The sequence below is a fragment of the Acidithiobacillus concretivorus genome (assembly GCF_018853445.1).
Taxonomy (GTDB): domain Bacteria; phylum Pseudomonadota; class Gammaproteobacteria; order Acidithiobacillales; family Acidithiobacillaceae; genus Acidithiobacillus; species Acidithiobacillus concretivorus.
This window is the reverse complement of the sequence record NZ_JABELD010000062.1, coordinates 16197-35529: the sequence shown is the minus strand read 5'-3', so window position 1 is coordinate 35529 and position 19333 is coordinate 16197. Positions and strand designations below refer to the sequence as shown.

The 19333-nt window shown below is 52.2% G+C and carries 17 protein-coding genes and 2 tRNA genes; 13 read left to right on the top strand and 6 right to left on the bottom strand.

The features are described from left to right. Window positions 1-34: 34 nt before the first annotated feature. The 13 genes from rpsA to HJG40_RS08610 all read left to right on the top strand — a co-directional run bounded on the left by rpsA (window position 35) and on the right by HJG40_RS08610 (window position 12995). A complete protein-coding gene (gene rpsA, locus HJG40_RS08670; protein WP_010638104.1) occupies window positions 35-1747 on the top strand; it encodes a 30S ribosomal protein S1 in 1713 nt (570 codons plus the stop codon). Between the two features lie 132 nt (window positions 1748-1879). Then, the gene (locus tag HJG40_RS08665; protein WP_010638105.1) at window positions 1880-2182 is read left to right on the top strand and encodes an integration host factor subunit beta; all 303 of its coding nucleotides are present in this window, start codon (window positions 1880-1882) and stop codon (window positions 2180-2182) included. Further along, a complete protein-coding gene (locus HJG40_RS08660; RefSeq protein ID WP_215863815.1) occupies window positions 2183-3343 on the top strand; it encodes a tetratricopeptide repeat protein in 1161 nt (386 codons plus the stop codon). After that, entirely contained in the window at window positions 3340-4038 is a 699-nt protein-coding gene (pyrF, locus tag HJG40_RS08655) for an orotidine-5'-phosphate decarboxylase (protein WP_215863814.1), read from the top strand. Before HJG40_RS08660 ends, pyrF begins: the two co-directional genes overlap by 4 nt. A 44-nt stretch (window positions 4039-4082) precedes the next feature. Beyond that, window positions 4083-4670 carry an orotate phosphoribosyltransferase gene (pyrE, locus tag HJG40_RS08650; RefSeq protein WP_215863813.1) on the top strand — a complete coding sequence of 196 codons (588 nt, stop codon included), beginning with the start codon at window positions 4083-4085 and terminating at the stop codon, window positions 4668-4670. A gap of 73 nt (window positions 4671-4743) precedes the next feature. Next, window positions 4744-6021, top strand: a complete 1278-nt coding sequence (gene tig / locus HJG40_RS08645; protein ID WP_226857326.1) for a trigger factor — start codon at window positions 4744-4746, stop codon at window positions 6019-6021. A gap of 49 nt (window positions 6022-6070) precedes the next feature. Next, window positions 6071-6718, top strand: a complete 648-nt coding sequence (gene clpP, locus HJG40_RS08640) for an ATP-dependent Clp endopeptidase proteolytic subunit ClpP (protein ID WP_438263563.1) — start codon at window positions 6071-6073, stop codon at window positions 6716-6718. 19 nt (window positions 6719-6737) lie between these two features. Beyond that, window positions 6738-8012, top strand: coding sequence for an ATP-dependent Clp protease ATP-binding subunit ClpX (clpX, locus tag HJG40_RS08635; protein WP_215863811.1), 1275 nt, complete (start codon window positions 6738-6740; stop codon window positions 8010-8012). A gap of 86 nt (window positions 8013-8098) precedes the next feature. Then, entirely contained in the window at window positions 8099-10534 is a 2436-nt protein-coding gene (gene lon, locus HJG40_RS08630) for an endopeptidase La (RefSeq protein ID WP_438263562.1), read from the top strand. A gap of 278 nt (window positions 10535-10812) precedes the next feature. Beyond that, complete coding sequence (locus tag HJG40_RS08625) at window positions 10813-11085, top strand: HU family DNA-binding protein (RefSeq protein WP_215863810.1); 273 nt, start codon at window positions 10813-10815, stop codon at window positions 11083-11085. Window positions 11086-11097: 12 nt separating this feature from the next. Further along, window positions 11098-11173 (top strand) — tRNA-Val (locus tag HJG40_RS08620). Window positions 11174-11183: 10 nt separating this feature from the next. Beyond that, window positions 11184-11260 (top strand) — tRNA-Asp (locus HJG40_RS08615). A gap of 166 nt (window positions 11261-11426) precedes the next feature. Beyond that, on the top strand, window positions 11427-12995 hold the full coding sequence (locus HJG40_RS08610; protein WP_215863809.1) for a peptidylprolyl isomerase: 1569 nt from the start codon (window positions 11427-11429) through the stop codon (window positions 12993-12995). A 250-nt stretch (window positions 12996-13245) separates the two neighbouring features. Here HJG40_RS08610 and HJG40_RS08605 read toward each other — a convergent pair whose 3' ends face one another. From HJG40_RS08605 to dapC, 6 genes are all read right to left on the bottom strand, one after another. Next, window positions 13246-14244: a L,D-transpeptidase family protein gene (locus tag HJG40_RS08605; RefSeq protein WP_215863808.1), complete on the bottom strand. Its 999-nt coding sequence runs from the start codon at window positions 14242-14244 to the stop codon at window positions 13246-13248. A 75-nt stretch (window positions 14245-14319) separates the two neighbouring features. Beyond that, the gene (locus HJG40_RS08600; protein WP_215863807.1) at window positions 14320-15264 is read right to left on the bottom strand and encodes a sulfotransferase family protein; all 945 of its coding nucleotides are present in this window, start codon (window positions 15262-15264) and stop codon (window positions 14320-14322) included. An 11-nt stretch (window positions 15265-15275) separates the two neighbouring features. Further along, window positions 15276-16097, bottom strand: coding sequence for an SPOR domain-containing protein (locus HJG40_RS08595; RefSeq protein WP_215863806.1), 822 nt, complete (start codon window positions 16095-16097; stop codon window positions 15276-15278). After that, window positions 16090-17238 carry a succinyl-diaminopimelate desuccinylase gene (gene dapE / locus HJG40_RS08590; protein WP_215863805.1) on the bottom strand — a complete coding sequence of 383 codons (1149 nt, stop codon included), beginning with the start codon at window positions 17236-17238 and terminating at the stop codon, window positions 16090-16092. Before dapE ends, HJG40_RS08595 begins: the two co-directional genes overlap by 8 nt. A 12-nt stretch (window positions 17239-17250) precedes the next feature. Further along, entirely contained in the window at window positions 17251-18075 is an 825-nt protein-coding gene (gene dapD, locus HJG40_RS08585) for a 2,3,4,5-tetrahydropyridine-2,6-dicarboxylate N-succinyltransferase (RefSeq protein ID WP_215863804.1), read from the bottom strand. Between the two features lie 31 nt (window positions 18076-18106). Next, window positions 18107-19324 (bottom strand): succinyldiaminopimelate transaminase, encoded by a 1218-nt coding sequence (dapC, locus tag HJG40_RS08580; RefSeq protein ID WP_215863803.1) that lies wholly within the window; start codon window positions 19322-19324, stop codon window positions 18107-18109. Between the last annotated feature and the right edge of the window lie 9 nt (window positions 19325-19333).

Here is a 19333-nt window from a genome sequence, read left to right as displayed (position 1 = left end):
CGGTGCTCCCGGTACATGAGGCCTATTGAAATTTATGACCACCCCTAACGCTGAAATGCTTGTTGAACCCAGTTTTGCCGAGATGTTTGAAGAAAGCCAGAGTACCCAGGGTCTGAAGCCTGGTGAGTTGCTTACCGGCATTGTCACCCGCGTGGATAATGATTTTGTCATCGTCGATGTCGGCCTTAAATCCGAAGGACCCATTCCTGCCGAGCAGTTTCGCAACGCCGAGGGTGAAATCGAAGTCAAGGTCGGTGACTCGGTTGAGGTCTGTCTGGAGTTGGTCGAAGATGGCATGGGTGAAACCCGTCTGTCGCGTGAAAAAGCCCGTCGTGCCAAGACCTGGGTCGATCTGGAAAAATCTTTCAATGACAATGAAGTAGTACATGGCTTCCTGACCGGTAAGGTCAAGGGTGGTTTCACCGTCAGCATTGATGGTGTTCGTGCCTTCCTGCCGGGTTCATTGGTGGATGTCCGTCCGGTGCGTGATGTGGCTTATCTCGAAGGTAAAGACCTCGAGATGAAAATCATCAAACTGGATCGCAAGCGTAATAACGTGGTGGTGTCTCGTCGCGCCGTGGTTGAGCAGGAACAAAGCGCTGAACGTGGCGTGTTGCTGGAAAGCATCCAGGAAGGTGCCATTCTCGACGGTGTGGTGAAAAACCTGACCGATTATGGTGCATTTATTGATCTGGGCGGAATTGACGGTCTGCTGCATATTACGGATATGGGTTGGCGTCGCGTCAAGCATCCCAGCGAAGTGGTTACCGTTGGTGGCGAAGTGCGTGTCCTGGTCCTCAAGTTCGACCGCGAAAGAGGTCGTATTTCTCTGGGCATGAAGCAGTTGGGTGAAGATCCGTGGCGTGATATTGCCCGTCGTTACCCTGAATCCACCCGCATTTTCGGTAAGGTCACCAATGTCACCGATTATGGTGCCTTCGTTGAAATCGAAGAGGGCGTGGAAGGTCTGGTGCACGTTTCCGAAATCGACTGGACCAACAAGAACATTAACCCGGCCAAGGCTCTGCATGTCAGTCAGGAAGTAGAGGTGATGATTCTTGATATTGATGAAGAGCGTCGCCGTATTTCTCTGGGTATCAAACAGTGTCTGCCTAATCCATGGGATGATTTTGCCCAGAACTTCCAGAAAGGCGATCGGGTCTCCGGCCAGATCAAGAGCATCACCGACTTTGGTGTATTTGTGGGTCTGGATGGTGGAATTGACGGCCTGATTCATCTCTCCGACCTTGCCTGGGATCGTACCGGTGAAGAAGCTGTGCGTGATTTCAAGAAAGGCGATACGCTGGAAGCCGTGGTGCTCAGCATTGATCCGGAACGTGAACGTATCAGCCTTGGCATCAAGCAGATGGAAACGGATCCTTTCATTCAGTTTGTCGTCGCCAATGAAAAGGGCGCGCTGGTAGAAGGTGAAGTCATTTCCGTAGATGGTCGTGGCGCAGAAATTCGCCTGGGTGAAGGGGTTGAAGGCCACCTGCCGCAACGTGAGTTGAATAAGGGCCAGACCCTGGCAGCAGGTGACAAGATTGAGGTGGCCATTGCCGCCGTAGATCGTAAAAACCGCACCTTGACCCTGAGTACCAAAGCGCGTGATGTGGCCGTAGCTCCAAGTGCTGAAGAACAGGCTGCTGCTACCCAGCAGTATGCCCGCAGCGCGGCAACAGGCACCACCAGTCTGGGTGACCTGATTAAAGAGCAGCTCAAGCGTAAGCAGGAAGAAGAGGGTTAGTTGTAAGACGGCTCCTCGGATGCCCTTATTGAGTATCCGGGGAGCCACTTTTTTAGGCGTCAGGCCGAAGTTCTTACCGTCTGACGTTTTCATAGTTTTCCAATCAGTGCTTATTTGAAGAAGCTAAAAATCATGACTAAATCTGAATTGATCAAAAACATCAGCGCCCAATACCCGCAGCTCAGTGTGCGTGATATTGAAATGGCCACCCGCCATATGCTGGATTACCTCAGTGATGCACTTGCTGAAGGTGAGCGCATTGAAATTCGTGGCTTTGGCAGCTTTTCCATGCATGTACGTCCTGCTAAACAGGGGCGTAATCCCAAGACCGGCGAATCGGTCATGGTGCCGGAAAAGCGGGTTCCACACTTCAAACCGGGTAAGGAACTGCGTGAGCAGGTCGATTATCCGGAGAATACATCCGGCAAAGCCTGATTGACCATTCTGGGCGTGGATTCTGCGGTTGTCCTCGTCCTGGGGATAGTATCAGGCTTTGCCGCCCTGCTGGGTTTCTGGCTGGGACGTACCCAAAAAGAGCCAGCTAGCAAAGCCATCCCTCAGGTTTATATTCAGGGCCTGAATTATCTTCTGAGTGAACGTCAGGACGAAGCGGTAGAGGTTTTTCTGGAAGCCTTGCGCCAGCACCCGGAAAGTGTCGATATACTCCTGGCCTTGGGCCGTCAGTTTCGACGACGTGGCGAGCTGGAAAGGGCATTGCGGGTACATCAGTACTTACTGGAGCAGCCTGCCCTGGTTGAGGGGTTAAGGCAAAGTGTGCTGTTTGAAATTGCCCGCGATTATTTGAAAGCCGGTATTTTGGATCGGGCAGAAAGTATTCTCAAAGAGCTGCTCGAAAGTCAGCCTGCGCATACCGAAGGGCTCGCCACGTTGGCTGAACTCTATGAATTAGGTAGTGAGTGGGCTTCCTCCATTGCCATTCGCAAGCGTTTGCTCCAATCAGGAATGTCCGCACAGCAAACGGTAATTGCCTTGTTGTACGGCGAGCTGGCAGAAGAATCGCTGCGCAGTGAAGATTACTCCCAAGCACAAAAGTATCTGAATGCCGCGCGCCGGGAAGTGCCCGACAATCCCCGCGCCCTGATGATTGCCGGGCGTCTGGCTTTTGACAAAAAAGATTGGCAGGGTGCCCTCAAATACTGGAATAGATTGCTGGCACTACCTACCGACTCGACGATTTTACTGGTGCTGGAGCCCTTTCTGCAGGTTTTGCAGCACATGGGAAGCCAGCAGTCAGGTCACTTGCAGCGTTTGCAGGCTCACTGTAGTTCGCCGCTGGCCATAAAACGCCTGGCAGAAGCTTTGCAGAAGATAGAGGGGCAAGCGGCTGCCAGTACTTTTTTGCGGCATATTCTGATCAAAAAACCTGATCTTAGGGTGTTTCAGCTGTTGTTAAGCATGGACCCGAACGCACCCGAAGCGGAGCTGATCGAAAAAATGGTCTTGGCCGTGCGTCAGTGGCAACTGGAACCCCAACTGTTTCATTGTCAGTCTTGTGGTTATCAAAGTACGCAGTATTACTGGCGCTGCCCCAGTTGTCGCCAGTGGGGTGTCTTTTCAGGAGAGGAAAAGCTGTGAAATCACCACTTATTGTCGCGCTGGATTATGCAGATATGACAGCAGCACTAGCCATGGTCGAACTTTTGGATCCCCGCCAATGTCGGGTCAAAGTGGGCAAGGAACTCTTTACAGCATCTGGACCCAAAGTAGTTGAACAACTTCAAAACAGGGGCTTTGAGGTGTTTCTGGATCTCAAATTTCATGATATTCCGCAGACGGTGGCCAAGGCCTGTCAGGTTGCCGCCCGCTTGGGGGTATGGATGCTCAATGTGCATGCCAGTGGGGGTAAAGCGATGCTGGAAGCCGCGCGGGAGGCTATTGATGGCGTGACGGCTTCCGGGCATCAGCCGCTGCTGATTGCGGTGACAGTATTAACCAGTCTGGATGCAAATGCCTTGATGCAGCTGGGTGTGCAAGACCCTGTTGAGCTTCAGGTAGAAAGGTTGGCCGCGCTCAGTGCAGAAGCCGGTCTGGATGGACTGGTCTGTTCTGCGCAGGAAGCTTCCCGGCTCAAACAATTGCATCCGGAGTTTTGTCTGGTGACCCCCGGTATCCGTCCCGCCCAGTATGGCGCTGATGATCAGAAGCGGACCATGACGCCTGGAGCAGCACTGGCGGCGGGTTCAGACTATCTGGTCATTGGTCGCCCCATTACTGCAGCGCCGGATCCGGCAGAAGCTTTGTCTGCCCTGTTGGCTGCTTGCGCGGGATAAGGTGTCCCATTTTATAAAATCAGACTAATGGAGAAACAAACTCAGTGACAGCAGATGAAGTAGTGGATTTATACAAAAATGATGGTGCCTTGTTACAAGGACATTTTTTATTGTCCTCTGGCTTGCACAGCGATACCTACTTGCAATCCGCAAAAGTGTTGCAGAATCCAGAACATGCAGAACGGCTCTGTGCCGCGATGGTTGCCGGTATTCCAGAAGCCATCAGGAAGCAGATCCGTTGTGTTGTGGGACCCGCCATGGGTGCCGTGTTGGTTTCTTATGAATGTGCCAGAGCCCTGGGGGTACGCAGTCTTTTTACTGAACGTGAAAATGGCCAGATGGTCCTGCGCCGGGGCTTTGCTTTATCTCCAGGTGAAGGGGTATTGGTTGTTGAAGATATTACTACGACAGGTGGCTCGACCCGTGAATGCATAGCTGCAGTAGAGGCAGCCGGAGGCAAGCTGTTGGCGAGTTCTGCGATTATTGACCGTAGCGCGGGCTTCCAGGATTTTGATGGTATTCCGTTTTACCCACTCCTGCGTTTGCCGGTGCGGACCTGGTCCGCTGAAGATTGTCCGCTCTGCGCGGCGGGTGGTGTCCCGGTGAAACCGGGCAGTCGGGGGCTGCGCTGACCTTGAGGGGCGGCGGGCTTGAGTTTATGATGGGTGTTTAGGCTTAGACAAAATGAAAAACAAGGATCAGTTCATGCAAATTTCTACACCGGAGGCTGCGCCTCTGGAACGCCACATTCATGTGACCATTCCTGCCAGTGAGGTGGAAAATGGTGTCACGCAACGTTTACGCAATAAGGCCCGCTCAGCGCGGTTTCCGGGATTTCGGCCGGGCAAGGCACCATTGGCTATTGTTGAACGCCATTATGGTTCAGATGCCCTCATGGAAACCTTTGACCAGCTGATTAACGAGCGCTATTCCCAGGCTGTGCGTGAACAATCCCTGCGTCCCGTAGGGCGTCCCGAAGTGCAGGTTGAAAAAGGCGGGCGCGGAGAAGACTTCGTGTTTACGGCGGTTGTTGAAGTCTATCCTGAATTCGAGCCCCAAATTCCCACGGCTACGGTGATTCGAAAGAGTGCCGTCGTGACGGAAAGTGATGTAGATGCCACGATTGATATCATGCGCCAGCAGCGCCGTTTTTATGTTAAAACCGAGCGTGCGGCACAAAATGAAGACCGGGTTACGGTAGATTTCCAGGGACTTATGGATGGCGAACCCATGCCCGGTGGCGATGTGGTGGATTATCAGGTAGTTCTGGGTGCTGGGCGGCTGCTGCCTGATATTGAACAAGGCCTTATCGGGCTTTCTGCCGGTGAAGAAAAAAGCGTTTCGGTACAGTTTCCTGCGGATTATCATGTGGCAGAATTGGCGGGCAAAAATGCCGAATTTCATCTCCAGGTCAAGGAAGTGGCTGAAGCACAGTTGCCCGAATTAAACACCGAATTTGCTCTGGCGCTGGGTATCGAAGACGGCGATGTCGCGGTCCTGCGTCAGGAGGTCAAAGAGAATCTGGAACGCGAAGCCCAAAGACTGAGTCATGCCCAGGTGAAATCGCAACTGCTGGATCTGGTGGTCGAAAGCAACCAGCCAGACCTGCCCAAACAAATGTTGGCCCAGGAACTGGAACAATTGCAGAAAGACCCCAATGCCAGTGCTGCTGAAGACCTGGAAAACATCTCCAGGCGCCGGGTAGTGCTGGGTCTGGTCCTCAGTGAAGTCGTGCGTCGGGAAAAACTGCAGGCCAGTTCTGCCGAGGTGACGCAAGTCATTCGCGACATGGCCGAGCAATATGAGGATCCCGACCAGTTTGTGGCCTGGTATCGCAGCAAACCGGAGCAGCTGGAACAGGCAGAAGCCATGGTGCTGGAGGATAAAGTGGTGGCATGGCTTCTGGAGCGTGTTAAAGTGACCGAAGAGTCGGTGAACTTTAATCAGTTGATTGGCCGTTCTCCGGCAACCCCAGCGGCGTAAATCGGGCATTCAGACGAAGGTGGCAGCGTCCCTTAATCGAGGAGCAGCAATGATGTGGAAACAAGCAGGAGATCCAGTTACGTCCGTCCCCCAGGGTTTGGGATATGTTCCGATTGTGGTGGAACAAACGGGTCGTGGTGAGCGGTCTTATGATATTTATTCCCGCCTGCTAAAAGAACGGGTTATTTTCATGGTGGGTCAGGTAGAAGACATGATGGCCAACCTGGTGGTAGCCCAGCTGCTTTTTCTGGAAGCGGAAAATCCTGACAAGGATATTGCTTTGTATATCAATAGCCCGGGTGGTTCGGTGACGGCGGGTATGGCTATTTATGATACCATGCAGTTCATCCGTCCCAAGGTGAGCACGGTCTGTATTGGACAGGCCGCCAGTATGGGTGCCGTACTGCTCGCCGCTGGTGCGGAAGGCAAACGCTACGCATTACCCAACGCCAGAATCATGTTGCATCAGCCTTCCGGTGGTTTCCAGGGGCAGGCGCATGATATCGAAATTCACACCAAAGAAATTCTGCGCATTCGTGAACGACTCAACGATATTCTGGTCCACCATACTGGACAGAGTCGTGAACGCATTGAGCAGGATCTCGACCGGGATTTTTTCATGTCGGCCGAAGAGGCCCAAACCTATCATCTCGTGGATGCCGTGATTACCCATCGCGGTGATGACGAGACCGCCTGAAACAGGCAGGAGAACAGCTATGGCTGGAAAGCATGAGGGAAGTGGCGAAAAGACCTTGTATTGTTCTTTTTGTGGAAAAAGTCAGCACGAAGTTCGGAAACTGATTGCCGGTCCATCGGTATTCATCTGCGATGAATGCATTGAACTGTGCAATGATATTGTCAAGGACGAAATCCTGGATGATCTGCACGGTGATCAGCAGGATAAACTTCCGAAACCCATGGAAATACGCAAGACGCTGGATGATTATGTGATTGGTCAGGATAGTGCCAAAAAAGTGCTTTCCGTGGCGGTCTACAATCATTACAAACGTCTGGAGCATGGTGGTAAGGACAATGAAGTAGAGCTCGACAAAAGTAATATTTTGTTGATTGGTCCGACCGGATCCGGCAAGACCCTACTGGCCCAGACCTTGGCACGGCTTTTGAACGTGCCTTTTGCCATGGCCGATGCCACGACCCTCACCGAAGCCGGTTATGTTGGTGAGGATGTGGAAAACATTATTCAAAAATTGCTGCAGAAATGTGATTATGACGTCGAGAAAGCTCAGACGGGAATCGTCTATATTGACGAAATCGACAAGATCACCCGCAAATCTGAAAATCCTTCCATTACCCGCGACGTATCGGGAGAAGGCGTGCAGCAGGCCTTGTTGAAACTGATTGAAGGCACCGTCGCCTCGGTTCCTCCCCAGGGAGGCCGTAAACATCCACAGCAGGAGTTTTTGCAGGTGGATACCCGCCACATTCTGTTTGTCTGTGGAGGTGCGTTTGCGGGCCTTGAAAAATCCGTTTCTTCCCGTCTCGAAAAAGGCGGAATGGGCTTTAATGCGCCCCTTAAAAAACGGGACAAAGATGCCACTGCCGCCATGCTCATGCAGAATCTGGAACCGGAAGATCTGGTGCGCTATGGGTTGATTCCCGAATTTGTTGGACGTTTGCCTATTCTGGCACTTTTGGAAGAGTTGGACGAAGAAGCGCTCATGTCCATCCTCACTGAACCCAAAAATGCCCTGATCAAGCAATATCAGAAAATGTTCTCCCTGGAGGGCGTTACCCTGGAGTTCCGTCCGGAGGCGCTCAAGGGCATTGCCAAAAAGGCCCTTGCGCGGAAAACCGGTGCCCGTGGCTTGCGCTCCATCCTTGAGCAGATTTTACTGGACACCATGTATGAGCTGCCCTCCATGACCGGCGTCAAAAAAGTAGTGGTGGATGCTGCTGTAGTAGAAAGTGGCGGCAAGCCGCTTCTGGTTTATGACGATGCCATCAAGGTGGATATGTCTCATCCGGCCTGAAACAAGCAGGGGCGCGTTGAAAACTCGATCATGCGCCCCAATCTGCTTTCCTAATGATGGTTATCATCGAATTTCTGGAGTGAACCGTGGCGCAAATAGATAAAAGTCTCCTGGTAGAAGAAGAATCCCTGATGGTGCCCGTACTTCCGTTACGGGACGTGGTGGTTTTCCCATATATGGTGATCCCGCTTTTTGTAGGTCGTGCAAAGTCTATCCGCGCGCTGGAAGAAGCCATGTCAGGAGAAAAACAAATCCTGTTGGTTTCTCAGAAAAATGCTGCTGATGATGATCCCCAGCCGGAAAATATTTATCGCATTGGGACCTTGGCCACTATTTTGCAGTTGCTGAAATTGCCGGATGGAACGGTAAAAGTCCTGGTGGAAGGTACGGATCGTGCCAAGATTGTTTCTTTTTTGCCAGCCGATGAATCGCTCCGCGCCCAGGTCCAGGTGGTGGTCAGTGCTGCCGCCAATGATCGTGAACTGGAGGCGCTGATGCGTTCAGTCAGTGCGCAGTTCGAGTCCTATGTAAAGCTGAACAAAAAAATTCCGCCGGAAATTTTGTCTACTCTGGCCAGTATGGATGATCCGGCGCGACTGGCCGATACGGTGGCTGCCCACCTCAGTCTCAAGCTCGAAGAAAAACAGGATATTCTCGAAAAGGCAGATACGCGTGTGCGGTTGGAACATCTGCTGGGTATGATGGAATCCGAAATTGATCTGCTTCAGGTAGAGAAGCGGATTCGTGGACGTGTCAAACGGCAAATGGAAAAAAGCCAGCGCGAGTATTATTTGAATGAGCAGATGAAAGCCATTCAGAAGGAGCTCGGCGATCTTTCGGAAGAGGGCGGCAGTGAACTGGATGAACTCGCCCGTAAAATTGAAAAAGCCGGAATGCCCAAAGATGTGCGGGCCAAGGCTGATGCCGAATTAAAGAAACTGCGCATGATGAGCCCCATGTCTGCAGAAGCGACGGTGGTGCGTAATTACATTGACTGGTTGGTGGGTGTTCCATGGCGGAAACGCAGCAAGATCACCAAGGATCTTAAGCGTGCCAAGGCCATCCTGGATGCCGACCACTATGGTCTGGAGGATGTGAAGGAGCGCATACTGGAGTATCTCGCAGTGCAGGAACGTGTGGGTAATAGTCGTGGACCCATTTTGTGTCTGGTTGGCCCGCCCGGTGTTGGTAAAACCAGTTTGGGTCGCTCCATTGCGGAAGCCACCAATCGCAAATTCGTGCGGATGTCGCTGGGCGGCGTGCGTGATGAGGCGGAAATTCGCGGACACCGGCGCACTTATATCGGCGCATTACCGGGAAAAATTGTCCAGAGTCTGGCCAAGGTGGCAACTCGCAACCCGCTGATGTTGCTGGATGAAGTGGATAAAATGGCGATGGATTTTCGGGGTGATCCGGCTTCGGCGCTGCTTGAAGTGCTCGATCCGGAGCAGAATGCCACTTTTAATGATCATTATCTGGAAGTGGATTTTAACTTGTCTGAGGTAATGTTTGTCACCACAGCCAACACGCTGAATATTCCGGCGCCTTTGATGGATCGTATGGAAGTCATCCGGATTTCCGGTTATACCGAAGATGAAAAAATCCATATTGCCAGTAAATATCTGCTCCCGAAGCAAATCGAGAAAGCGGGTTTGAAAGACGGGGAGATGCAGGTTTCGCAAACCGTGATTCGCGACATCATCCGTTACTATACGCGCGAGGCGGGGGTGCGGAATCTTGAGCGGGAGCTGGCGCGCATTTGCCGTAAAGTCGTCAAGGAGCTCTTGCTGGACAAAAAACGCACTAAAATTCAGGTATCCGATCGTAATCTGGACAAATATCTGGGTGTTCGGCGTTTTGATTATGGCAAAGCGGAAATAGAAAATCGTATTGGCGAAGTCACCGGCTTGGCCTGGACGGAAGTCGGGGGTGAATTGCTGAGCATTGAAGCTGTGGTTGTACCGGGTCGGGGTAAACTCCTGATTACCGGAAAACTCGGTGACGTTATGCAAGAGTCCATTCAGGCGGCTATGAGTGTGGTGCGTGCCAGATCACGTGCGTTGGGTATTCCGGCTGACTTTTATCAAAATCGGGATGTCCATATTCACGTTCCGGAAGGTGCGACACCCAAAGATGGACCTAGCGCAGGTATCGGTATGGCTACAGCACTGGTTTCTGCGCTGACCGGTATTCCGGTAAAAGCTACGGTGGCCATGACGGGTGAAATCACCCTTCGTGGTGAAGTTCTGCCTATTGGGGGTTTGAAAGAAAAACTGTTGGCGGCACATCGCGGAGGGATCAGTACCGTGCTGATACCGGCAGAAAATGAAAAGGATTTGCAGGAAATCCCCAAAAATGTGCGTGATGCACTCACGATCAAGCCGGTACGCTGGATTGACGAAGTGTTAGCTATTGCCCTGGAGACGTCGCCAGCGCCATTGCCTGATGATGGAGAACCTCTACTGGGTGTTGTACCGCCAGTTGGTGGAGATAACGCGGAAGATAAGGCTACAGCGCACTAGGCTGCAGTTATCGGCCTCTGGGAATATGATTATTTTCAGAGGCCATATTATGTTCTGCTATTAACTGGCAATGTTGATAATCTGCTGCTGATTAATGCATGACCGTCGCTAAATCACGACTAAATTTTTAAGATGGATAGGGTCTAACATGTGAAATCATTTGTAGATTTTGTTGATGATCTTGACAAGTGTTTTTTTACCCTGCTATAACCTCTAATAGTTTTAGCTGATTCGTAGTTTTACAGAAGTGTCTGGGTCTATAACAGGAGAAAGAAATTATGAACAAATCCGAATTGATCGAAAAAATTGCAGAAGAAGCAGGTGTTACGCGTGCCGCCGCAGGGCATACCTTGGATGCCGCTATCAAAGTGGTTACCGCTGCCTTGAAAGCGGGTGATCAGGTCACTCTGGTAGGTTTTGGTTCTTTCCTGGTTTCCGAACGCGAAGCGCGTAAGGGTCGGAATCCTGCTACGGGCGCAGAAATCATGATTGCCGCTAGTCGCACACCTAAATTTAAAGCTGGTAAAGCACTGCGTGATGCAGTAAACTAGCGCGTCTGGTTAGGGCGGTTAGCTCAGTTGGTAGAGCGTCGGCTTTACACGCCGAATGTCGGGGGTTCGAGCCCCTCACCGCCCACCACCAATTTATTGGGGTGGTAGTTCAGTTGGTTAGAATGCCGGCCTGTCACGCCGGAGGTCGCGGGTTCGAGCCCCGTCCGCCCCGCCAAATGAAGAAAGGCGCCCTCGCAAGTGGGCGCTTTTTTGTTATTTTAAGGTGGATAATCCCTGATTCGCTTTGGTTATATCCAGGTGTTATTCGTAGTCAGAAAGGCTTTCACCCACCTTTGCAGTGGTCATGCATACCAGAGTGACGTTTCGCGAGGATTCTAATTATGATGGATGTATTTCGTAATTTTGGACAATCATTTATTGCCAAAATAATCATGGTACTCATTGCTTTGTCTTTTGTCCTCTGGGGCGTTAGTGGTTATTTGATGTCCGGCAGTTCTGGGCCTTCGGCTGTAGCATCCGTAAATGGCCAAAAAATTACTGAAGCCGTATTTCATAAACGTCTGGAAGAAGCGCAAGCACGTTATAGTCATGTTTTTGGAGCAGCAACGGCTGCTAAAATGGCACAGCAGAGCAGCTTTGCGCACGATGTACTGAATGGATTGATTGATAATATATTATTGGGCACCGAAGCAGGACACCTGGGTTTACAGGTGTCGGATACGGCCTTGGCCAAAAAAGTTGAAGCCATTCCGGCCTTTCAGGAAAAAGGTGTTTTTTCCAAAGCCAAATACCAGAAATTATTAGCCGCCAACGGGATGACGCCAGCACAATTTGAAGGTATGTTGCGGGAAAGTATGCGGCTGGAGCAACTTCAGGTAGTGCCTCAAATTATTGCCAATGCTTCTGATCAGGCAGCTACTGAAGTATGGGGTTGGTCGCAGGAATATCGGGATATCAGCACAGTGACCATCACTGATGCGCATTTTGCTGAGCAGGCCAAGCCGGATGCGGCAGCAGTGCAATCTTTTTATCAGTCGCACTTATCCGAATTCCAGTTGCCTGCTGAGGTTGAAGTGCAATACGTGGTTATGGGACCACAAAACTTTCGCGGCGCGAACCAGATATCGGTAAAAGACGTTACTGCAGCGGCTGCTTCCGGAAGCAACCATTCAGAAAAGACAGATCAGGCTGCGGAAAATGCTTTTCAGGCCCAAGTTGAAAATTTCAAGGATCGCCTCTTCAGTAGTCCCGATGGACTCCAGTCGCTGGCCAAGGCGTATCACCTCAGCATTGAATCGAGTGGGCAGCTTACCGCCGGAAAAGAATTATCCAGTGGGCCCTTTGCTGATTCGAAGGCGTTGGACCTGGCTTTCAGTAAAGCCGTATTGGCTGGTAAAAACAGCTCGGCCCTGACCCTGAAAAATGGCGATTTGATGGCCGTCCACTTGGTCCATTATACCCCGGGTAGAGCCCAGACTTTAGCGGCAGTCCAAAGTCAAATTACGGCTCAATTAACGGCAGAAAAAGCCACGCAACTGGCAAAAAGCAAAGCGGAAGCCTTGCTGGCTTCAGCCCGTAAAGCCGGTAAGGTGGAAATGTTGAGTGCAGATGGTACTTATCCTGTCAAAGTCCATTTGAATGTTACCCGGAAAGATGCTCGGGGTCTGTCTCCGACTTTGCTGAACGCAGCATTTGATGCTCCAGCTCCTGTGCAGCATATACCTTCCATGGGTATGGTGCGTGGGCAGGATGGCTACACGGTATTTGCGGTGACTCAGGTGATGGCCCCGTCTTCAGTAGCCGTTAATCCCAAGGTGACAGACGAAATTCGTGCGTCACTGGAAGAACAACGGGGAAGATTGTTGTCGGCAGCTTATTTGCGTGATCTGCGCGATCATGCCAAGGTAAAAATCGACGCTGCGAAGCTCGCGGCTGCGAGCAGCCAATAATTCTTGCTAAAGTATCCACGTTAACGATCGGAATTTTTTAAAAACGGGCAGTGGGCCTGAAGGCTTTTTGCTCCAACGCCCCTTGCCTGTTGTTCTAAGGTTCATCCTGCTGTCAGGAGAGAACTCGCCCTTTGGGCTCAAACAGCTCTCCTGACGGGCGCAGGATTTCACCAAGAACAACAACGGCGCGGGACAAAGTCGCTGCAAAGCCTTCAGGCCCACTGCCCGTTTTTAGGCTGCTGATTTTGGCCTACTGATGCGCGTTTGAAGCGCTCGTTTCCACCAATTGCAGATGTACGCTGCGTGCTGTGGATTTGGCAGCGATTTCTCGATAAGCCAAATGGAGTGGTTTAATGTTCAGGGGTTCTTTCAGATACTGACTTCCTGGCGGATCCCAGGAGCCGATTGCAGCGTGGCTGACGGTAACAGGCGTTCCATAATGGATGAGTCCGTACACTTTGCGTGCCGCGCTTTCGGGAAGCTCCACGCATCCTGCACTTTGGGGAAAGCCGTAATTGGTCCGGGGGTAAAAATGTACGGCACGGCCTCTGTCGAAATAATTAACCCAACGGATATCCGGGTCATCATAATGTTGGTACTGCACCCAGTGGTGGTGATAGTGGGAATAATGCACGGATTGGAGGGCATAACCCGCCGACTTCGCGGCCTCATATAAGCGTATTTGCGCGTGGGATACTGGTATGGGAAAGCGGCCAACCATGGCGGTATGGGTATCACGGGCATAAACCGGCCAGGTCCCATCTGGAGTCGCATGCATGACGCCGGTATTGGCTTTGCTTTGGAAAATCCAGCCACGCCCACCCATAAACAAATGAATTTCTTCCGGGCGCGGAAATTTGGTCACCAGTATCCAGGTCCAGGGATCCGGATCTGTTTTTTTTGCGTGTAACAGGGCTTTTTCTATGTTCAGCGGTAATCCTCGTATGCCCATTCCGCCTGGGACTATCGGTAGATTATGCACCGCTTCGAACTGATACAACGCACCCAGTACCAACGGATTCCAGGGATCTTGCCAGGAATCTGATGCGGCAAGGGCCTGCAAGGCTCGCGGAATTTTAAAGCGCCACAGGTAAGTTTTATGAATATGCCCATGCGTGCCCAAATATTTTTCTGGGACCAGCGGAAGGTAATGAAGATGAATCAAAATATGCCGCGTTTCCTTGGCGCTCAGGACTGTTGGGGAGGCACTGGAAACCACAGCAGCGGTGGGCGATGCTGGTAACAGCATGACAGTCCTTTTCGATGGTCTTTGTGGTGATTATTGGTGTAATTTTACATGGTAATTAGTCATTCGTAAGATGATTTAAGTTCCCTGTTGCGTTGACTCGAAGCCTTTGCGTGCATTCTGGTTTTTCCAGGAACTCCGGAGCTCCGGTAGTGGTCGATCCAGTAGTTTCTCCAGTTGCTGGATTTCCGGTTCATAAAAGGCTTGTAAAAAACTCCGGGCTTCGACATCGATGGGCGGTTTATGGCTTTTCATCAGGAAAAAGTGGCGCCAGATGTAATCTCCCCAACGACGGGGGAAAAAGTGTTCTCCAATGCGGCGGCTGATGGGATGACTGGCAAGTATGCGCGCCCAGTTTCCCCGTGGCAGGCGATAGGCATTATGGATAGATTGTAGATCAATATGATTGATAGCCTGAGGATCAATTCCCAGAAACTCGCAGATGTTTTTGAGGACCTCTGCAGGATTTTTTTTGAGGTCTTCCAGCAAGCAGATATGGACGTTTTCAGTACCAAAACGCTGCTGGTATCTGGAAATCTGTGCGGCGTATTGGCCGAGTTCCAGATATAATTGGGACACGCCCCAACCCTTGTCCGGGCGTGTCCAGTCTTTTTTCAAGGCGGCTAAAAATGGCAAGTTAATAACGCCTTCATTATGGTCCATGAGGTATTGGGCATAAGCACGCTGCACCGGATCGCGTAAAATGACGATCATCCGGGCATCTGGTCTTACTTGATAAATGCGTTCCGCAGCTTCTGGGCACCATAAATAAGATGGGCTGGCATCTCCTACGCATGAAAAATTTTCTGATCCCCGGTACAAATGTTGGTATTCACTCTCGCTGGATACGCGCTGGATTAAATGATCTTGCTCGGGTCGCGGATGGGCTTGGGTGAAATAGTGCGGTTCCTTCATGTTAGGCAGAAAAACCTGCGGATGCTGCTTCAGATAAGCATAAAGGGAAGTCGTACCGCTTTTCACCGCACCGACAATATAAAAATTCGGCCAGATGAAGTCACGCATTACCAAACCGCTTATTGTTCGACCGGATAAAAATCATGAAATCCCATTTTTTTCATGGCGGCGACAGCTTGTACGGCAGCAATACCATCGGGAAGGGGGCCTACCTGCACTTTGTAAAACTGCTGACCTTTAACCAGGCCAGGCACAATCAATACATCCTGGAAACCAGCGGAAATCAGGCGATTCCGTTCTGCGGTCGCGTGGATTAGGGCTTTGAAAGCGCCGGTTTGCAAATAGGTTTGGGTTGGCCCTTGAATTTCTAGGGTATGCATGGGTGGGCTGGCCTCGGAACTATTTACTCCGGTTGGGGTTATGCTGGAGGGGGCGAGCGCGACAATCTGCACGGCGGCTGTACCTTGGCGGGTCATCCCCAAGGCGCTGGCGGCACCATAGGAGAGATCCATGCTGCGTCCATCCACAAAGGGTCCTCGATCATTCACCAGAACCACAATACTACGACCATTGCTCAAATTGGTGACCCGGGCACAGGTAGGGAGCGGTAAGTCACGGCTGGCCGCCGTATAAGCCCGGGGACGAAAAGGGGTTCCCATGGAAGTTTTGGAACCGGATTCCCAGCCATACCAGGAAGCCAGGCCACGCACATTGTAGCCGGCAGCACTTTGCAGGGGATGATACAGGCGTCCATGAATCTGATAGCTGCGATTGTAGGCTGCCCGCAGGTTGGGAGCCGGCGCACTGCAGCTTGCCGCAGCCGCCTGGGCGGTGAAGTTGCCCTGAGGGGCCTCCTTCTGGTTGACGCCGGCGCAACCACTCATCAGCAACGCAGCGACGCTCAGCAGGCCATATAATGCGTGTGATATAGGCTTAATCATTCGGACAGGAACCCAATAAATGAATCATGATTTCGCTGTAAATCCGTGACAAATCTTCCAGGTCTGTCACGGCTACACATTCATTAAGCTTGTGAATGGTACTGTTGATGGGGCCGAGCTCAACCACCTGGCCTCCCAGTTGCGCAATGAAACGCCCATCGGAAGTCCCTCCACCCGTAGAAAGACTGGCCGGATGACCGAGCACTTTTTCCAGGGCGTGCTGGGTGGCCGCCACCAGGGGGCCGGGTGCCGTAAAAAAGGGTGGTCCCGACAATTGCCAGTCAATCTGATAATTGATTGGCGCAGCATCGAGAAGACCATGGACGCCAGCCTTTAGGGATTCCGGGGTAGATTCCGTAGAAAAGCGGAAGTTGAAGTCGGCACTGAGCTGGCCCGGAATGACATTATTGGCGCCGGTGCCTGCGTGAATATTGGAAAACTGCAAACGGGTGGGCGGAAAAAACTGGTTGCCCGCATCCCATTGTTGATCCACCAGATCGGCCAGCGGGCGAAAAGCCCGATGAATGGGATTATCGGCCTTGTCAGGATAGGCTACATGGCCCTGCACACCCTGCACGGTCAGGCGCCCGTTCAGGGATCCGCGCCGCCCGTTTTTAATGATATCACCCAGGCGGTTTTCCGATGACGGCTCACCCACCACGCACCAGTCAATCTGGGTATTCTGATCACGCAGCCAATCCACGACGTGGCGGGTGCCATGGGTCGCAATACCTTCCTCGTCAGAGGTAATCAGAAATGCGAGGCGGCCGCCGTGATCTGGATGCCGGGCGATAAAATGTTCAGCCGCCACGATCATCGCTGCCAAGCTGCCTTTCATATCGGCGGCACCGCGTCCATAGAGCATGCCGTCGCGAATGCTGGGGGTGAAGGGATCACTGTGCCAGGCTTCCAGCGGGCCGGTGGGCACCACATCCGTATGCCCGGCAAAGCAGAGATAAGGCCCGGATGAACCGCGTTCTGCCCAGAAATTCTCAACACCACCCGCTGCCAGACGGGTCACCCGAAAACCCAGCGCTTCCAGGCGCGCAATCAGCAGATTTTGACAGCCAGCATCTTCCGGGGTCACTGAAGGTCGGGAGATCAGATCTTCGGCCAAGGCCAGCACGCTGCTTTTTTCCATGGGCGACTTCCTTCAGATATCGCGCAGAATTTGGTTGATGCCCACCTTGCTGAGCGTTTTGGCATCAACCTGCTTGACAATCACCGCACAGTAGAGACTGTAGCTACCATCCGCAGAGGGCAGGCTACCGGATACCACAACCGAACCGGCAGGCACCCTTCCATAGCTGATTTCGCCGGTTGACCGGTTGAAAATACGGGTACTGGAACCGATGAATACGCCCATGGAAATCACCGAGCCTTCTTCAACAATGACGCCTTCCACAACTTCGGAGCGCGCACCAATGAAACAATGGTCTTCAATGATGGTGGGATTCGCCTGCAGCGGTTCCAGAACGCCGCCAATGCCGACGCCCCCGGAAAGATGCACATTTTTGCCAATCTGCGCGCAGGATCCGACCGTGGCCCAGGTATCGACCATGGTTCCTTCATCCACATAGGCGCCGATATTTACAAAAGAAGGCATCAGTACACAGTTGCGGCCGATAAAGGCTCCGCGCCGGGCGGTGGCGGGCGGCACCACGCGAAAGCCTCCGGTGCGAAAGTCGTTGCTGTTATAATCCGCAAACTTGCCTGGCACCTTGTCATAAAAGTTGGTCTCCGCACCAGGAATACGGCTGTTATCGTGGAGACGAAAAGACAAGAGCACGGCCTTTTTGATCCACTGATGGGTAACCCATTCGCCGTCACGTTTTTCGGCCACCCGAAGCACGCCTTTATCCAGCCCTTCAATGGTCTGGTGAACCGCATCGCGCAGATCAGCGGGTGCCTGCTTGGGTGAAATTTCCGCCCGATTTTCCCAGGCAGCATCAATAATGGTTTCAAGACTATGGCTCACGAAAGCTCCTTCACAAATGGTCACAAATGGTTCAATAAGAAAATGAGGATAATGGATGGGTTTCCAGAAAATGCCGAATCCGCTCCAACCCTTCGACGCAGTCCTCATGGCTGCCAACCAGGGCAATGCGCACCCGATCCTGACCGGGATGACAGCCCTGCGCCTCCCGGGATAAATAAGCTCCCGGCAGACAGCGTACATGTTCTTCGGCAAACAGGGCCTTCACAAAGGCTTCACCATTTCCGACCTGTGGCCAGAGATAAAAGCCGCCAGCCGGGATTTCAATGGGTAGATATTGGCCGAGAATAGTCTGGGCTGCCGCAAATTTTTGGGTATAACTGGCCCGGGTCTGGATGACATGAGTTTCATCCTGCCAGGCACTGATGGACGCCGCCTGAATAAAAGGTGGCATTGCCGCACCCAGATAGGTCCGATACAGGACAAAAGCCTTGAGTATTTTGGCATCACCAGCCACAAAGCCGCTGCGCGCGCCGGGAATGCTGGAACGCTTGGAAAGACTGTGAAAAGCCAGCACATTGTCCAGACTGTCGGTTTGTGCTGCGGCTTCAAGAATGCCAGCGGGGGCATCTGGACCAGTGTAGAGCTCGCTGTAACATTCGTCTGCAGCTAATGCGAATCCATGCTGACGGGACTTCTCAATAAGCCATTGCAGGGTTTCGCAGGATAGCGTCGCTCCCGTCGGATTATGGGGTGAGTTGATATAGAGCAGGGCACAGCGTGCCCAAACTGTTTCGTCAATGGCTTTAAAATCGGGCTGACCATTCGTGCCACAATTCAGATAGTAGGGTTCTGCTCCGGCCAGCAGAGCCGCACCCTCGTAAATCTGATAAAAAGGATTGGGCAGTAGTACCAGCGGTTGAGGCTTTGCACAGGCGGGTAACACGGCCTGGGCGATACTGAACAGCGCCTCACGACTGCCATTGGCAGGGATGACCTGGGATTCGGGGTTCAGAAAACCGGGTGGCAAATGAAAGCGTTGGCTGGCCCATTGGGCAATCGCTTGACGCAGCCGCAGCTCACCCAACACCTTGGGATATTCCGTCAAACCATGCAGATGCTCAATAATCGCTTCACTGACAATGCCCGGTGCCGGATGGCGTGGCTCGCCAATGGAAAAATCGATTAGTTCCCGGTCTGGAGCTGTCACTCCAGCCAGTAACTGCCGCAGCCGCTCAAAAGGATAAGCTTGCAGGGTGTCCAACAATGGATTCATGGCGTGTGTTGTCATAGGTTTTGA